Annotated in this window: 15 protein-coding genes and 1 pseudogene; 8 read left to right on the top strand and 8 right to left on the bottom strand. The window is 45.7% G+C overall.

The window, feature by feature from the left end; translation table 11 throughout:
* The first annotated feature begins 39 nt into the window (after positions 1-39).
* Positions 40-459, top strand: coding sequence for a type III secretion system chaperone (locus C7434_RS17540; protein WP_033742586.1), 420 nt, complete (start codon positions 40-42; stop codon positions 457-459).
* A 403-nt stretch (positions 460-862) separates the two neighbouring features.
* Here the strand turns inward: C7434_RS17540 and xopAH are convergent, their stop codons facing one another.
* Complete coding sequence (gene xopAH / locus C7434_RS17535) at positions 863-1,849, bottom strand: XopAH/AvrB family type III secretion system effector (RefSeq protein ID WP_033742588.1); 987 nt, start codon at positions 1,847-1,849, stop codon at positions 863-865.
* A 408-nt stretch (positions 1,850-2,257) separates the two neighbouring features.
* Here xopAH and C7434_RS17530 point away from each other — a divergent pair.
* Positions 2,258-2,455: pseudogene (locus C7434_RS17530) on the top strand (helix-turn-helix domain-containing protein); the annotation flags it as partial.
* Positions 2,456-2,519: 64 nt separating this feature from the next.
* Here C7434_RS17530 and C7434_RS17525 read toward each other — a convergent pair.
* The 5 genes from C7434_RS17525 to C7434_RS22340 form a co-directional block, all read right to left on the bottom strand.
* The gene (locus tag C7434_RS17525) at positions 2,520-2,792 is read right to left on the bottom strand and encodes a recombinase family protein (RefSeq protein WP_226374674.1); all 273 of its coding nucleotides are present in this window, start codon (positions 2,790-2,792) and stop codon (positions 2,520-2,522) included.
* A gap of 78 nt (positions 2,793-2,870) precedes the next feature.
* Positions 2,871-4,181: a cytosine permease gene (locus C7434_RS17520; protein WP_033742592.1), complete on the bottom strand. Its 1,311-nt coding sequence runs from the start codon at positions 4,179-4,181 to the stop codon at positions 2,871-2,873.
* A gap of 11 nt (positions 4,182-4,192) precedes the next feature.
* Positions 4,193-4,831 carry a LuxR C-terminal-related transcriptional regulator gene (locus C7434_RS17515; RefSeq protein WP_226374662.1) on the bottom strand — a complete coding sequence of 213 codons (639 nt, stop codon included), beginning with the start codon at positions 4,829-4,831 and terminating at the stop codon, positions 4,193-4,195.
* A gap of 73 nt (positions 4,832-4,904) precedes the next feature.
* Positions 4,905-5,318: a GNAT family N-acetyltransferase gene (locus C7434_RS17510; RefSeq protein WP_033742594.1), complete on the bottom strand. Its 414-nt coding sequence runs from the start codon at positions 5,316-5,318 to the stop codon at positions 4,905-4,907.
* A gap of 1,482 nt (positions 5,319-6,800) precedes the next feature.
* The gene (locus tag C7434_RS22340; RefSeq protein ID WP_279586525.1) at positions 6,801-6,914 is read right to left on the bottom strand and encodes a biotin carboxylase N-terminal domain-containing protein; all 114 of its coding nucleotides are present in this window, start codon (positions 6,912-6,914) and stop codon (positions 6,801-6,803) included.
* Positions 6,915-7,486: 572 nt separating this feature from the next.
* Here C7434_RS22340 and C7434_RS17495 point away from each other — a divergent pair.
* The 4 genes from C7434_RS17495 (at position 7,487) to C7434_RS17480 (ending at position 12,424) form a co-directional block, all read left to right on the top strand.
* On the top strand, positions 7,487-8,176 hold the full coding sequence (locus C7434_RS17495) for a fimbria/pilus periplasmic chaperone (RefSeq protein ID WP_133745731.1): 690 nt from the start codon (positions 7,487-7,489) through the stop codon (positions 8,174-8,176).
* 38 nt (positions 8,177-8,214) lie between these two features.
* Positions 8,215-10,779 (top strand): fimbria/pilus outer membrane usher protein, encoded by a 2,565-nt coding sequence (locus C7434_RS17490; RefSeq protein WP_166649063.1) that lies wholly within the window; start codon positions 8,215-8,217, stop codon positions 10,777-10,779.
* Between the two features lie 62 nt (positions 10,780-10,841).
* The gene (locus C7434_RS17485) at positions 10,842-11,387 is read left to right on the top strand and encodes a fimbrial protein (protein WP_033742599.1); all 546 of its coding nucleotides are present in this window, start codon (positions 10,842-10,844) and stop codon (positions 11,385-11,387) included.
* Between the two features lie 278 nt (positions 11,388-11,665).
* Complete coding sequence (locus tag C7434_RS17480; protein WP_133745729.1) at positions 11,666-12,424, top strand: hypothetical protein; 759 nt, start codon at positions 11,666-11,668, stop codon at positions 12,422-12,424.
* A gap of 645 nt (positions 12,425-13,069) precedes the next feature.
* Here C7434_RS17480 and C7434_RS22000 read toward each other — a convergent pair.
* Positions 13,070-13,219, bottom strand: coding sequence for a hypothetical protein (locus C7434_RS22000; RefSeq protein WP_166649062.1), 150 nt, complete (start codon positions 13,217-13,219; stop codon positions 13,070-13,072).
* A 444-nt stretch (positions 13,220-13,663) separates the two neighbouring features.
* On the opposite strand from C7434_RS22000, the gene C7434_RS17475 reads away from it, so the two are divergent.
* The gene (locus tag C7434_RS17475) at positions 13,664-14,746 is read left to right on the top strand and encodes a lactonase family protein (RefSeq protein WP_226374673.1); all 1,083 of its coding nucleotides are present in this window, start codon (positions 13,664-13,666) and stop codon (positions 14,744-14,746) included.
* Positions 14,747-14,768: 22 nt separating this feature from the next.
* Here the strand turns inward: C7434_RS17475 and C7434_RS17470 are convergent, their stop codons facing one another.
* The gene (locus C7434_RS17470) at positions 14,769-15,671 is read right to left on the bottom strand and encodes an AraC family transcriptional regulator (RefSeq protein WP_133745727.1); all 903 of its coding nucleotides are present in this window, start codon (positions 15,669-15,671) and stop codon (positions 14,769-14,771) included.
* 147 nt (positions 15,672-15,818) lie between these two features.
* Between C7434_RS17470 and C7434_RS17465 the strand changes: the two genes are divergently transcribed.
* Positions 15,819-16,529, top strand: a complete 711-nt coding sequence (locus C7434_RS17465; protein WP_232368770.1) for an SDR family oxidoreductase — start codon at positions 15,819-15,821, stop codon at positions 16,527-16,529.
* The last annotated feature ends 32 nt before the right edge of the window (positions 16,530-16,561 follow it).

The following is a 16,561-nucleotide window of genomic DNA, read 5'->3' as shown; positions in this document are numbered from 1 at the left end:
CAGTTACTTCAGGTTATTACAACATTCAGGAGTAAATTAATGACACCTTCTCAAAAAAAAATTGAAGCATTATTACAGCAATTTGCCACGAGCTGCAATACAACGTTGTACCTTAAAGAAGGTGTATGCGCATTGTATAACACTCAGGGACATGAAGCCGCAGTGCTGGAGGTTCCAGACCAAAGTGACTGCCTGCTTTTTCATTGCCAGTTAATCAACGCTGAACATCAGGCCGGACAGAACTTTTATGCGCTTTTACTGCAGTTGAATTTTGAAATGTCTGCTATGCGAGGCTGTTGGCTGGCGATAGATGAAAATCATATAGTGCGTTTATGTTTTCAGCAAACGATAAGTCAGATTGATGAGACCAGTTTTGGTAACCTTATAACAGGTTTTATTACACAAGCTGAAGAGGTGCGTGAGTTCATCACACACATTACTGAGCACGACGTGGCTTGAATTATAATACGTAACAACATCAAACCCTCTTAGATACAACTTAGTTAGTCAAAAAAGTGTTATAAAATAAATCGCCCTCATAAATTACAAAATTTAACATTAAGCTAAGTCGCCATGAGGCCGTAACAATGCGCAGTTTGGCGATTTTTTATTAACGTGTAGAGGAGGGCGCTTATCTGCATCACGCGACAAAGGTAAATTACTCAAGAAATAAATTTATGAGCAATGTATAGTCAACTTATTTTAGCGAAACTACAGATTATCCAAAAAGAGTCAAGCTGGCCCAGCCGGACCAGCGTAAAGGAAGGAAAATTACTTTATAAAACGCCGGATTTATTATGACTTATGACAGATTAGCAGGACTAAATAAATAAGTCATGAGAAGTATTTACGATAGATATCGCTATGGTTTTTCAAAAAAACTTTCATACTTTCTCATGAAATCTTTAAGCTGCATGGTCATTGCTTCCAGGTCCGGCACAATACCATGTTTCATAGGTCCTAAATCCATGCCTCTTGCCTGGGCAATAGAACGAACACATAATTCAGTTTTCGCTGCACTTCCACGCTTGTCTGGCATGGCATGCGCCATCCACCAATGCATTTCTGCCAGCGTGTTTAATGCTTTGGAATCAGGTTCTCTTGCATCGATAGCTTTTCTGTACAGATCTTCAACATGTTGCATGATTAGCGGTACATGTTCAGCACTTGTATGAAACATTTGATTCGGCTCTCCAATATCATCGAACCCTCGCTGACGTATACTTAAATAAGGTTCTTGCATTCGATCTGCATTCTTATCTGTACTGACCGTAACCTGTGTAAGGGGAATTTTTTCACCATTTATTTTCCCTATAATTTGAAGGGATTTAGTTGGCGGAAGAGAATATTGAGAAGGGCTGGTTTCTAAATCATTTCGGTCAGCTAACTTCCGGGCTACATAAGCGTACTGTTCAGCTAAGGGCGTCCCATAAACTTTATAAGTATTGGGATCACGTTCCTCCCGAAAAACATGTGCGTTTTCGGAAGCCATGTTTGCTCTCCATTCACGGGCCTTACCCCAAAGCTCATGGAAGTTTGTCACTGAGCCCTCAGCAATTTCCGAACCCAATTCTCTGGTTTTATTGTAAAAAGATTGTCCATATGCCATTTGGTGAGGTGAATCATCTCTGTTAAACCTTTGATCCGGCCAACGTGCCACACCGACCAGAGACTGCTGATAAGGTACCAACCTGCTAGGTTGTGGTCCTTTTAGCTCGCCATATCTAGGGGAATGTCCCTGACGCCTGACCGCAGAAGATGATGATGCCCCAAAATTGTCTGGAGAATTTAATGTGTAAGAACGAAAACTATCAGACGTGATAGAGTTTTTGGAAGATACGCAACCCATATCAATGATACCTCTTATTTTCCCTGGGAATGGATGGTAAAAGCCACTTTAACTAACGTTAAACCTTTTGTGAGTGGGAGTTAGGGGTCCACCAGTTCCACTAAATATGTGGGTGCTTTAGTGTCAATACAGCTTTCGCTACAGGCGCAGCGACCAGATATACGCTTCAGAAAAACGAGAAGCAGGAGGATTGTGAAGACAGGGCGACTTACAGGACTGGTAATGGGCAGATAATTACATAAAAGCTATATCATTTAACATAACTATGATTATGCGCACTTTACTGTAGTGGCTAAGTTCAGATGTCTGCCTCTGGCTGTATTGAGATGTCCGCATTGACGTCCTTTTACCAAGGCTTCCGGGCTGAGGATAAACCTGATGACGGCTTAGGGTTCGGCGTGCTTTACGATGAATGAAGTTAACCGCATCAAAATCGTGCATGACGTTATTGATGGCCGGCTTACCACCTCGCTTGCATCACAACGACTCGGCCTGACGGTTCACCACTGCCGGCGTCTGCCTGTTCGTTATCGCGAGTCCGGGCCGCTGGCAATGGCGAACCGCCGCCGTGGCTTGCGCAATCGCCAGCTTGTGCAAGGCCTTGCTGTACTGGTTCCCGGCATCATTCGATGACAATAGTTGAGCCGTTTTATATTTTGAAGAGCTGGATTTATATGCTGATGAGCCTTACCGACCAGCTGACCTGCTCCCTGAAAATGAATACATGGCCTGTTTCGGCTACAACCACCTCACCGGCATGCAGGTCGGCAATCATGCGCTGGAGTTCAGCGCGGTCAACTCTGGCACCTGAGGCCTTTTCTTTATAAACGCCGTCAACATAACCATCCCTGCCCCGGGCATCTTTAAAAATGCTGTTCTGCAGCGTCAGTTCTTCCTCGTCAGTACTGACACGTAATGATCGTGGGGTAAAGAAAGCGGCCAGGAAGGCCGCTGAAGCGTGGCTGAATGTACCCGCCTTAAACAGCGCAGATTAGTCTGTGTCAGGGCATGTTTACGGCTGTCAGATTCCGGATATGCTTTCACTGTCCCGTGACGTCATTTGTCCTTTGATAAAATTCAGTACGAGGTACATCAGGCAGCCAGCAATGATTGAGTTCAGCGCCGGTACGCCGTAGGTGACGTAATAACCCGCTACCGCGCCCAACAGGCTGGCGATGATCGCATTCCAGCCGAAGTTTTTCGTCTGCGATTCGTCGGGTAAGGCGTTCCTGCGCCGGCTTTCGTCCAGTACCTTCCTGTCACTTTTCAGAATGAAATAGTCAACCATCATGACTCCGATGACTGGCGGGAACAGGACACCCAGCAGGTTAAGAAAGTCGACGAAACGGTCAAGAATGCCCATTACCGACATCGTAGTGCCGGCAAGGCCGATGAAAAGCGTGATAACCACGTACGGGATTTTTTTCCCCGTAAAAGCTTCAATCGCGTTGGCCACGCCAAGCGAGGACGAATACAGGTTGATGTCGTTGATCCTCATCGTCGAAAACACCACGACGACCAGCCCAATGCCGCCGGTGACCTGACTCATAATGGTCACCACGTCTGCAGTATTCAGTATCACGGAAATGATCACTGCCAGCCCGTTGATAACGTATTCTCCCGCAAAGATGGTCAGAACCGTCATGAGCATGACCTGCCGGCCGTTGCTGTAATAGCGTGTCAGGTCTGGCGTTATCAGGCTGGCCACGATACTGCCTCCCACCACAAGCGTAATGGCATCACTGATGGAAAGACCTTTTCCTGCTTCAGACAGCGCCGAAAGCGCCCCCATGTCCTGACCTGTCAGCAGAACGGTAGAAATGTACAGAACGCTGATGGCGAACGCCGGGACCGCTATGCGGGCGGCAAAGCGTAGCGCTCTGAAACCGAAAGCCACGATAAGCGTCAGGGTAAGGCCTGAAAGCGCAGCTGCCCAGTGGAATCCGAGTTTCTGGCCAAGGGCATGATCCAGCGAACTGGCAAAGACGGAATTCTGTATGCCAAACCATCCCAGGAGACTGACGGCGATAAGCAGACTGACCAGCACGGAACCTCCCCGGCCAAAACCGCACCAGCGAGCCAGCAGGCTGCCGGAGATGCCTTCCCGCATACCGGCGTAACCCAGCCCAAATGTTGCGACAAAGAAAATCAGGCTGCCGGCGGTGATGGCGATGAAGGCGTGTGCATAGCTCATTGAGTGGCCAAGGGTGGCCCCCAACATGAACTGGTCCAGCGCAGTCAGCATCCCCATGTGAACCAGTGCCACGCCCCAGAACGGCAGGCGGGCTGCGGCCGGAACCCTTTCAACAGAATAATTTTCATGCAAGCTCATAAGTGCTCCGGTCAGATAAATTTTATGCCTTTATTAATGGCAAATTCAGGCAGGTAATTCTGCAGGTTTTTATGTAAGCAGAATTCATAGAGCGCAGAAACTGAATTAACTCCTGTCTTTCTGTATATATTTTGCATTTTGTTATTAATGGTCTTTGTGGATAATCCGAGTTGGTTTGCGACCTCTTTCTGACTCAGGTTTTTCATCAGATAAAAAATCATATCCATTTCCGAACGAGTGAATACAGACTGGTCGGACGCTGTATGCAGGACGCCCGGTTTTTTATCACTGATACATACGTACGGGGAAAGGACCCTTATTTTTCTGGCATTCCACAGTGTCCCCATACAGACACCGTTCGCATCCCTGAAGGGTATTTTCTCACTGATATAAGGGTAGAGTTCTTTTCGGCCAAACCAGAAGTCGGTCTCTATCACGCTGACGCCTTTTCCTTCTGATTCCGCCTTTCTGTCATGTTCAATAAACCCTTCCGCCTGCTCCGCCCACGTTGTGGGAAATTCGCAGTCAAGTTTACCCTCAAGATCGAAAGCCGCCGGTGTGCAGGTGTACATGCGGGCGGCTTTGTTCATAAAAAGATGTCTGGACTGGCAGTCTTTAATTCCCCACGGTTCATCCAGTTTTTCGATCATTTTGATCATGATGGACAGTGTGTTCGCGCAGACTCTCTTATACTGCATACATACCTCTGCTTTCGCAGGTATGCTACGTAAATTCTTTTGCCAGGTAGTGACGTCTGAACTTATGTGCATAGCCTGAGAGTGATCCATACTCTTTGTAACCGAGCTTTTCATAGAACGACCTGGCCTGAAAATCGAACGTGTCCACTGTGGCCATGTGGCAGTTTCGGTTTCTGGCCTCTGCTTCAGCAGCTGACATCAATTCTTTTCCATATCCCTTACCTCTGATACGTTCAGCGATCCATAAATACTGAATTTCAAGAGTCCCCCACCATGTCTGAGCGATCAGACCTCCAGCTACGTTGCCATCATCGTCTGTGCAGTAAAGCAGAAACGGTTCGATTTCAACGGGATGGAATGTGGCGTTGTGGCTCCAGAGTCCATCAGTAATAACGTTTTTTTCCTGGTGGGAAGGATTGGTAATAAGTGTGATCTTCAAAGTACGTTCCTTGCGGCTTGCAGATGTATAAAGCAGATTACTCTCTGTGGAATAAGAATCCTTATACACAAGTCATTGCATCTGTCAATGGGGTGAATAACCCCATTTACTCCATTCCGGTGTGGTGTATCCTACGTAAATGAAACAACAGACCGGAAGATGCTTAATTCCCTTTTATTTTCTGCAAGGGTATATAAATAAAAAACAGACTGCAAGAAATTTAAAATGGCATTGTTTTAGTAGTATATTTCTGGCGCATGATGGGTCTGGATTAGGGCATTCAGCCATGTGATTTTTACATAATATAAACAACACCAGGGAACGCTATTTTTTCTCGTTTATATTCACTAAGATTTTTTATAAATTCAACGTTCTGAGCTGTCTTAACAAAATTACCAGGTTCCATAATAAAAACTCTATACCTGACAATCTGTTGAGTGACTTTTGAAACTCGCCGTATTTTTTATATCAGGACGAATTAATCAGTAACATGATTTATGAACTCAGGGAAACGTATCGCAGTTAAAGTGATCATGAAGTCACGATGACTGCTAACGAATACGTAAATTATGAATCGCTTACAACATTTTTCCTGAGCAGACTGTGCAGCAGGCCACTCATCTTTGCATGCTGGTCTTCTGTCACATTACGAGAGAGAGTCTCGCTAAATAACTTAGGTTTTCTGAAGATAAGGTTAAAGAAGCCATCAATTCCGTGCAGAAAAAGCTGGGTGTAAACTCCCGGAAAATACTGAGAGCATCTGTCACCCGCCGCGCACTATTGAAGCTTTCCCTGAATGTGTCTGACGAAAAACCGCACACGTAATCCCACCGGCCGTTCTGGCCATTATATCACCCTCTCCTGCCGCCTTTGTCTGTACAGACACCATACTGTATTCAGGAAGAGTTACTACGTCACATGATATTGCAGCGAAAGACAGGCTGGAGCGGTATAAAATCAATATTGATCTCGCAGCCTCAGGCGTTGTGTTGTCTGTAAAGAGCAAATGAATAAACCCTTATCCCGATGGAAGCAGAACTGCAGCAGTCAGAGGTACTGCGGGTTTATTTTGATGAGCGCCTTGACCGTTAGCGCCAGATTTCCCTGACTCTGCCAAAGAGCGCCGATCCGTTTTACCTGAAAGAGGATAAGCCTGAAGGAAACTGATGACAGGTCAGCTGGTGGCCGGAGTGCGTTCCCGACCGTCAGGTTGCCCGCGTCACTATCAGCGGTATCTTCATAAAAGCGTCAGGATGATAATTCCGGCTGAACGTGAGGGCGCAGGCGTTGTACACAACTGAAGAACTCAATAACCCCTGTTTCTACGGAGGCAGCCCGAACCTGAACGCAGGTGAACTTTTCAGCCTCACCAGATAACTGGCTGTACTGGTGACGCGGCAGACCTCGGCGACATCGACGAGTAATTCGCTGCCTTCCAGCAATGCATATCTTCGGCTTTCGCCAGAGCACGGGCTGTGAGCCTCAGGCCAAAGGTTCGCAACTGCTGCGGCGTTGGGCGATAAAAATCCGCCCTGCGGACTCACAGGCTTCCGCAAGCGCGGCATTTTCAAAGAGAAAACCGTAACCCGGGTGAATTGCCTGCGCGCGACTTTGCTGCGCTGCGGTGATAATTTTCAGATCGGTGTAAGCAATAATTATGTAAATGCAAAAAATGAATCAGTCTACCTAACTGGAATTTCTGATAGCGCACAGGCTCATAACCACCACCTCTTTCCTGTTTAATCAGCAATATCAAAAAAGTCGGCTATTCATGGACAGCACATTCACAAACATCAATGCTATCTAATCTTTTGATAAAAGAATTCATCTTCTTTAACAGGTTACAGGTGGGCGCACAGACTTCTTTTGTAAAGAACAGCAAATATCCACATTAATTCCGGAGACCTTTTTTAAGTTAACAATTGATTTAAATCAAACAACGGAATTTTTTTTAGTAAAAAACAAAAGATTAATTAAAAAAATCATTTCAGCATAAAAAGAAAACTTCAGATTTATTCAGATCTCATATTTAACAAAATAAAAAAGAAAATGGTAGAGTTATCCTTCACATCATGACTTACCCAGGTCTAATAAACTAAGAGGCCGATATCAATTTATGAAGTCATGTAGTTGCCGCATCAGGGTTTTTTGAGGTTAAATTGTAGATCATGTCAAAAATACGAAGTGTTATAGCTGTATTTGCGTTTTTTTTAGTTTCCCTTAATCACGCCATTGCTGATGGTGGTATTACTATAGAAGGAACAAGACTTGTTTATCCAATGGATGATAAACAACTGACTTTCACTATATCTAACACATCATCCAAAGATTCTTTTTTGGTACAGTCCTGGGTTGAAAATCAGGCAGGTGTGAAAGTCAAGGATTTGATCGTAGTCCCTCCTCTTTATCTGAGTGGTCCGGAGGATGAGAACATTCTCAGGCTCATTCTTATGAATCATAATCTGCCGGAAGACAGAGAGTCTCTTTACTACTTCATTGCGAAAGGTATTCCTTCAATCGGAAAAAAAACTGATGATGAGAATAATGTCCGTATCGCCATAGCAAGCCGCATTAAATTATTTGTGCGTCCGTCAGGGTTAAGCCCCTCTCCTGAGAAAGCACCGGCAAAGTTAAGTTTCATGAAAAGTAATAACAGCATAGTTGTAAAAAACCCAACACCTTATTACCTGACCATGGTCAATATTAAATATGGCTCACAAAATATCGAAAGCATGATGGTTAAACCTTTTTCAGAACAATTATTAACATCAGGGGATACAAGCTCATCTCTGATTATTTACTCAACCATTAATGACTATGGTGCGAACACTCTCCCAATTCATGCCAAAGTGCTATAACAAAAAAAGCAATAAAAATGGAAAGAACATGTTTTTTTGTGAAAAGTATTTTTATATTGACCATAATTTTAAACCCTAAAATTAGTTTTGCCCGACTTAATTTTGATCCAGCTATGATTTCAGACAATGTCAATAATGTAGCTGATTTATCTGTGTTCTCTACCCCGGGCAGACAATTACCTGGAAATTATAATGTTGACGTGTATTTAAATGGTTCACTCATTGAAAAGAAGAACATTTATTTTACTTCCATACATTATATGAATATAAAAACAAAAAGCGTAAGAGATGATACCGGTTTAATGGCTTGTCTCAGGCCGGATTTTTTTCAAAGTATCGGCTTGAACTTTAACACGTTCACTAAGATAAATAATACGTCCCGAACGAAATGTTTTAATCCGGGAGAATATATAGACTCTGCGTATACACGATTCAGCTTCTCCAAAATGAGGCTGGACATTAATATCCCACAAGCATATTTAATTTTGAAAAACAATGAATCAACGAATGAAACTGAATGGGACAACGGCATAAACGCGGTTTTTTTGAGCTGGCAATATTCAGGAAATAAAAACAGTACCGTATACGGAAATGCCTTTAATGATTATATGAACTTAAATTCTGGCATAAACACAGGCGCGTGGCGTTTACGCGATAACAGTATACTAACTCGATATAGGAGCAACGGTAAGCGAGAGCATAGTTGGGAACATCTGAATACTTATTTAATGCGGCCTATCGTTCCATGGAAGAGTAACCTCGTCATAGGTAATACACAGTCGAATGGAAACATATTTGAATCTTTTTCATTCAGTGGTTTTAAAATAGGGACTGATTTAGCAATGTATTCCGACACGATGCAGGGCTTCGCGCCGGTAATCAGAGGTGTCGCTGCCAGTAATGCCGAAGTGTATGTTCGTCAAAACGGTAATCTTATCTACAGCACGGCAGTGCCTGCAGGGGCATTCTCTATTACTGATCTGGCTTCCGTCAGCAACAGTGGTGACCTCAGGGTTACGATTGTAGAAACTAATGGTACAAAGACACATTTTGTTGTGCCTTATTCTTCTGTACCGGTTTTACAACGAGAAGGACGTGTTGTTTATACGCTGGCAGCCGGGAAAGTCAGAGATACTAACAACTTATATGATCCGCTTAACTTTGCGCATGGAACTTTTCAGTGGGGTGTAACGGATGATACAACCATTTATGGTGGCACGCAGCTAGCAAACCGTTATCAGGCGGCTGCAATCGGTACAGGTTTAAATGCTGGCCTTCTCGGTGCCATATCAGCCGATGTTACCCGGGCAGAGAGTCTTTTAGCTGATGAATCGAAGCATAGTGGTGCTTCATGGAGATTGATGTATGCAAGATCTCTGTCATCGGTAGGGACAACATTCCAGTTAATGGCAAACCGATTTTCTACCAGGGGTTATTACACGCTATCTGAAGCGGCTTTGAAAAAAATGAACGGATGGGCCAGTGATGATCTTTCAAACCGCATTAATCCTAATAACGATAAAGTAAACTGGGGTGATTATTACAACCTCTATCAAGCTAAAAAAAATCTTATACAGGCTAATATAACACAACGACTCGGGGAAGTAGGCTCGCTGTATCTGACAGCAAGTCGGCAGACATATTGGAGTGGCATGACACCGACCACTTCTTTTCAAGTCGGATTCAACAGTTCATTCTGGAAGGTTAATTATCAAGTCTCCGCAGGGTATAGTAAATACAGCGATCAGCCTTATGCTGATAAGAGTATATACCTCTCTTTTTCACTTCCACTTGATAACTGGTTATCCAATAGAGGTATGCTGAGTAATAGTTACCTAGCATACAATATTAACAGCGGTAACGGCAGTACCTCTAATCAAATGCAGCTCAGCGGAAGTGCTCTGGAAAACAATAATTTAAACTGGGGTGTTAGTCAGGTTTATAACCAGCGGGAGGGTAACTCCAGCGACGCTGCCATTGATTATTTGGGTACCTATGGCGGTATTTCACTGGGTTACGGTCAGAGTAAGAATTACAGCCAGTTAAGATATGGAGCTACAGGAAGCGTGGTACTTTCGTCATATGGTCTGACGTTTGGTCAGCAGCTGAGTAAAACTAATATTCTCATTAAAGCACCTGAAGCATCGTATATACCTGTAACTGATAGTCCGGGAGTGAGAACTGACTGGCGTGGTTATACAATCAAAAATAATGCTTCAGATTATCGTCGAAATCGTGTCGCTCTTAATGTCGGCTCGCTTGATCAGTTTACTGAAATTAAAGAGCCCGTCAAATACGTTACTCCTACCGAAGGTGCGATAGTACTTGCCGGTTTTAACGTTCGTAAAGGGCATCAAGCTCTTTTAAACCTGATTTATCAGGATAAACCTTTACCTTTTGGTGCCGGTGTTTCTGTCTCTGACGATGATAAAGCCGGAATTATTGATGAAAATGGAGAGGTATATCTTACCGGTTTAAAGGAGAAAGGATTGCTTAGGGCTAAATGGGGAAATCATACAGGCGAACAATGTACTGCCCGTTATGACTTTTCAAAAATAAAACAGGATAAAAGCATTATTCAAATGTCTCTGGTGTGTAAGTGAAATATGAACTATTGCAAACATTCTTATTTCAAATTTTAAATGAAAACTATTGAGGATCTAAAATGCCTTCAACCAAAAAGTTCAGTGCTGCTTTCTTGATGAATATCATAATTGCATGCGCAGCTACTGATGTTTATGCGGCAACCGAAACTGCAAAAATTAATGTTACAGCAACGGTTGTTGATAATACCTGTACGCCCGGCTGGAGTGCTTCTGGAATCAATGTATCTTTAGGCCGGGCATCTCTTAGAGATTTTACGGGCACAGGAGAATCTGGTGCGGCTAAAACATTTCATCTGGATTTAGAAGGCTGTGGCGCTGGTGCTAAATCAGTTACTGTGACCGCAGATGGAACCCCTGACGGAACCAATCAGACACTTTTTGCAAATAGTACCCGTTCAGGAGCTGCAGGTGTAGCACTCGGTCTGTACGGTGGTAGCACACAAGCAACCCAGCTTTTGCCCAACGGTAGCAGCTCCGTTGATTATGCGATAGTGGATAGCAAAGTGAGAATGGATTTTACCGCAAAGTTAATCCAGACGTCTGCCACCGCACCCACGGCTGGTGATTTTAGCAGTATTGTCACGCTCAACGTTGCGTACAACTAATTAGCAAAGCTGCCCGTACCGGGTAGCTTTTATTTCACTTACTGAAAATGACTGGCGAATGTCGTTTATTCTTAACGGCATCGCCCTTCAATGAGTAAATACACAAAATGAATAATACGCTGACTTTTAGCTTTTTCCTTAAATTTTTTTTGGGGGCGAGATGCAAATTCATAGTTTTCTGTATCATACCTGTGCTTGTCTGTTCTCTACATTCCCGGTCTGTTTTTGCAGATTCCGTCAGCGGCAGTTTTACCTGCACGTCAAGTAAGGTATGCAGAATGCAGTTACAGTCTGTTTATAATGGCCATAGCATTGAGCCTGCATACGATTATGATATTACAGGATGGAAAAGTGACGATGCTCAGGTTGATAATGATTCTGTCATTGCCAATGTTACATATACTTATAGTGATGGTACGTCTTCATACGCAAATAATATAAAAATTCCTCTCAACCATGAAAAGAACCGTTATTTCCCCTCAAACCGTCCTGATTCAAATAAAAAGGTAGAGAAATTAGTAGACACTGTATACGCCACATTCAAAAATGAATCCTCTGAGACTAAAACGATAAGCATAAATATTGATCACCGATATGGAGAAAACTCCGACAGGTTTACCTACACAGTCAATGTATTGCCCCCACCGCCTGTGTGCACGACATCTGTCAGTAACGCGAATCTGAATATGGGGACCTTTACCACTTCTCAACTCGCCGCTCTTTCTCCTGGTCAGTCGACTGGTGTCAGTAAAAGTGTGAAAGTTATTTCACAGTGCTCTTACAGTGCTGGTATTAATATTAGCCTCAGCACCAATAAGGTAACATCTGGCGGGTATCTCGTTGCTGGCGGAGGTTTGAATTTTCTTACCGATATTGACGGAAAAAAAACAGTTTTCGGCTCTGATGGTAAAATATCATTTTCGGTTAATTCCGCCAGTCGTGTTTTTGATTTGGGTTTCACAGGTGTCCGTTCCGACGATAAACCTACTGCGGGAAATTTTAATAACATTATTACCATCACCACAACACCTTTATAGCGTTAAACTCAAATTTTATATTAATTTCATTCTGCTCGCCTTATCGCGAGCAATTTTTGATATGTCTGTCTGAATGAATGCGGATATAAAAAGAGGACGAATTCGGCTTAGATTATTAATTAAAAGACTTTAGCATATGAATGATATGATACCCGATGAAAGTCACTTATGCGGTAATTGACCAGACAGATTTTATCGCTTTTCCCGCCCCCTGTATTTGGGCAATTTTCGAGGTTTTCTCTGAGTCAGCCTGTTGTATGGCAACTTCCGCCGTTACCACAACTCAAGGACAGAGTGTCAGGGCGATGCCCTCCTCCCCCCTTTTCATTTTCTCTTTTACCGACAGAGGGTTAGCTTCATCTTGTTTACAGGAAACCGTCCAGAGCCCCGCTTTTTATTTCCGGACGACCGGGTTATTCTTCGCACACAGGAGAAAAGCCTGAAAGCGGACCCGGTGAGGATCGATATATCCCCGCCGAAAAGCTTTTACAGATGCGCGAAACTACATTTCACCATTACAGAAAATGGCAATTAATTATTCGCCTCGAAGCAACGCAGGTTTCTTTTTAATTCACCATGATAAAATAACCACGCTATATCATGTTTCTGACATTGAATTCGGTTTTACTTAAGATAATAAAGTTTTCAGGCTGCACAGAAGTGACCTGCGGTGTTCGCATCTGTATCAAACACCAGACCTGAACCTGAATCGTTAATAATGATGAGTCGGGAAGAGCCTGCGTCAGCAAAAGCCTTTTTATTCAAGCCTTTATCTCCAAACAGCTTTCTGCCCATTCCCCTCCTGTGACATCCCCCATCCCCAGCCAAAACATTTCCGCTTACTACCGGAAAAACACTCTCTGTATCCCATCAGAGCTTGCTGATAATTTATCCAGACTCTGGCTTTACATTCCCAATACAAACGCTTAACGGACACCTTCAGAAAACCGCAGCCAGGCATGTGTGCCACGCAGAGGCGCTTCTGACAGGCCGAAAAGCGACACGACAAAGTGGATGGATACTCTCCGCCACACTTTTCTGGTAATCGTTTCGACGTGAAGGCAAAGCGCGCATCACTGAAACGCTGCGTTCTGCCCTTTTACTCACGGCGCAGTCACTGCATTGATGAACGGGCAACCGTTATATTCGCTTTATGACACTGGTAAATAGGGAAAAATTATGAATAAAACGATTCTGACAGCAGCCGCCGTTGCAAGCGTTACGGCCTTTGTGCCGTTTATGGCTCAGGCATCTTACGCGTATGTGGGAACCTATAATACTGATGGCGAAGGGGTTTATCGATTCACGATCAATGCGCAGGGTGAACTGTCGGGAAAAACGTTGGTGAGTCAACTGCCCAATCAGGCGCAGATGGTCGCGTCAGCCGATGGTAAACATCTCTATGTGGCCAGTGAGACCGAAAAAGGCAGCGTTACCGCTTATCAGATTGGCCCGGACGGCTCGCTCACGGCATTAAATCAGGTTGACACCCAAGGTAAGGGGCCGGTTTATCTGTCTCTGACACCCGACCAGCGTTACCTGATGGTCGCCAATTATGTCAGCGGCAGTATCACAGTGTTTGCGGTGACGTCAGAGGGTAAACTGAGCCAGGCCATCGATCATCATCAGGACAGTGGCCCGGCAGGCGCAGGCAAACCCGCGGCGGCGCCCGAGGGCAGCTTTGCTATTAGCGACCACAACGGTCCGCATGCACATATGGTCGCCAGCGATCCTACGGGCCAGTTTGTGTACTCGACGGATCTGGGACTGGATCGCATTTACCAGTATCACCTGAATAAAGACGGTACGCTCACGCCCGGTAAACCCGCATGGATAAATGCCTCGTCAGCAGGAGCAGGCCCGCGCCATTTCGTCTTTAGCGCCGACGGTCGTGCGCTCTGGTTAGTCAATGAAGAAGCCTCGACACTCACGCATTACCTTATTAATCCGCATACCGGTGCCTTGCAGGAAAAGGCCACGGTTTCTACGCTGCCTGCCGGTTATAAAGGCACCAGTTTTGCAGCCGGGTTAGTTATTGATAAGGCGGGGAAAAATCTTTACGTGGCCAACCGTCTGCATGACAGCATTGCGCACTTTGAGGTCAATGCTAACGGCACACTGACGCATAAGGATGATGTGTGGACGCGCGGTGATTACCCCAGAACGCTGACGTTATCCCCCGATGGCAGCATGATTTACGTGATGAATCAGCGTAGCGATAACATCACCAGCTTCAGAGTGGATAAAGCGAGCGGTGCCATCACCTTTACCGGAAACTACGTTGCCGTAGGCGCGCCTTCTCAAATGGTTATTGTGCCCTGATGCATTATTCGGGTGCGGGTCATCAAAGCGACCTCACCTGCTGAAACGCGCCTACCCCACGATGATCTCTGGCGTCCCGCGCGGGCGGGATGCCAAACAGACGAGTATATTCGCGGGTAAACTGCGTCAAACTGTCATAACCCACCGTCGACGCAACGGCAGCGACGTTACCGGGCTGACGAAAGAGCAGATTACGCGCCGCATAAAGCCGCAGATGCTTTTGATACTGCAACGGAGAAAATCCGGTGCTGGCTTTAAAACGACGATGAAATACCGAGATACTCATGTTGGTCATATGCGCCAGTTGTTCAATGCGCACCGGCGAAGCATAGTGCGTTTTCAACCAGCTCACCGCACTGCGGATGGATGAAAAATAACCGCTTGTGTCAGCAGCCTGACGCAACAGCGCCCCCTGGGGGCCACGCAACAGGCGGTAAACAATTTCACGCTCCGTTAAGGGCGCCATCACAGCAATATCTTCGGGATGATGAATCAGACGCACCAGTCGCAACCAGGCATCCAGTAATGTTGCATCTGCATCCTCAACAGCAAACCCCGGTCCGTCCGGTGGTTCACTCATTGCGGGTGACACATGCAGTAATGCTCTTATCACGGCAAGATCGAATGTCAGGCACACTGCCAGATAAGGCGCTGTATCGCTGGCACCCACAATCTTACCGCTTGCTGGCAGATCGACAGACGAGATAAAGGCCTGCCCGGCGCTATAGCGAAAGAGACGCGATCCAATCTGCAGTTGCTTCTCACCCTGCAGGATCAGGCTAATAAAGGGCGGATAAACCTCAGGCGGAAGAGTAAGAGGTTGCGTGACCCGGTAGATGTCCAGTCGTGGGATGGCCGAATGCGCGTTTGCATCCACAGGCCAGTCCTGCACACTCTCGCGCAGGGCGTCTAATGCCGTTGTCATAAGCTCAGCCTTACGCAGAATTAAGCAGAAACAGGCAAATAATAAGCAGAATTCAGGCCGCGCGGCAATGATGTGCGCACTAAAATCAGTGCGGAGAGTGCCGCAACCGGAGCGAGAAAAGCGATGAATATTAAAGGGGCAGTAATCATGATAACCGGCGCATCGTCGGGCATTGGTGCAGCAACCGCCCGGGCGGCTGCACAATCTGGCGCGCAGGTGGTACTTATCGCGCGGCGTAAAGAACGCATTAGCGCGCTGGCGCAAGCGTTGGGAAACGCCATAGCGATAGCCTGTGATGTGACGCGTCATGATGAGATTGCCAACGCCGTTCAGACCACGCTTAGCCATTTTGGGCGCGTTGACGCGTTAATCAACAATGCGGGGCAAGGGCTGCATGGTGCCATTGACACGATCGGCAGTGAGGACTTCATGGCACTGCTGGACGTAAATCTGGTTGCGCCACTCAGGATGATGCAGGCGGTCCTACCCGCGATGCGTCAGCAAGGACGCGGCAGCATTGTTAATGTCAGCTCAGGTGCAACGCTGGCAACCTATCCAGGCTCTGCGGCCTATACCAGCGCGAAAGCCGGACTGAATATGCTTTCACGTGTTGCCCGTCTGGAGCTGGCTTCTGAGGGGATCACGGTATCGACTTTCTATCCCTTTGTGACCGCGACAGAATTTTACCAGTCCGTTAAATCAGGCCGTGAGCAGGCCAGCGCGCAGGAAAAAGAGATTGCCGCCTTCGCGCATTCACCTGAAAAAGTTGCTGAAAGTCTGTTAATGCTACTTGAGAGCGGGGATGCCGAGCAGGATCTGGTGCCGGAAGCTTATGGTGGCAGCGTCCGCGACGCGTAAAAGGCCGGGAATACGCATCACCTTTACAGCCG

The organism is Pantoea sp. PNA 14-12 (assembly GCF_004364735.1).
Taxonomy (GTDB): Bacteria; Pseudomonadota; Gammaproteobacteria; order Enterobacterales; family Enterobacteriaceae; genus Pantoea; species Pantoea stewartii.
Note: the sequence above shows the minus strand (reverse complement) of the source record. Positions and strands in the feature narration are given on the sequence as shown.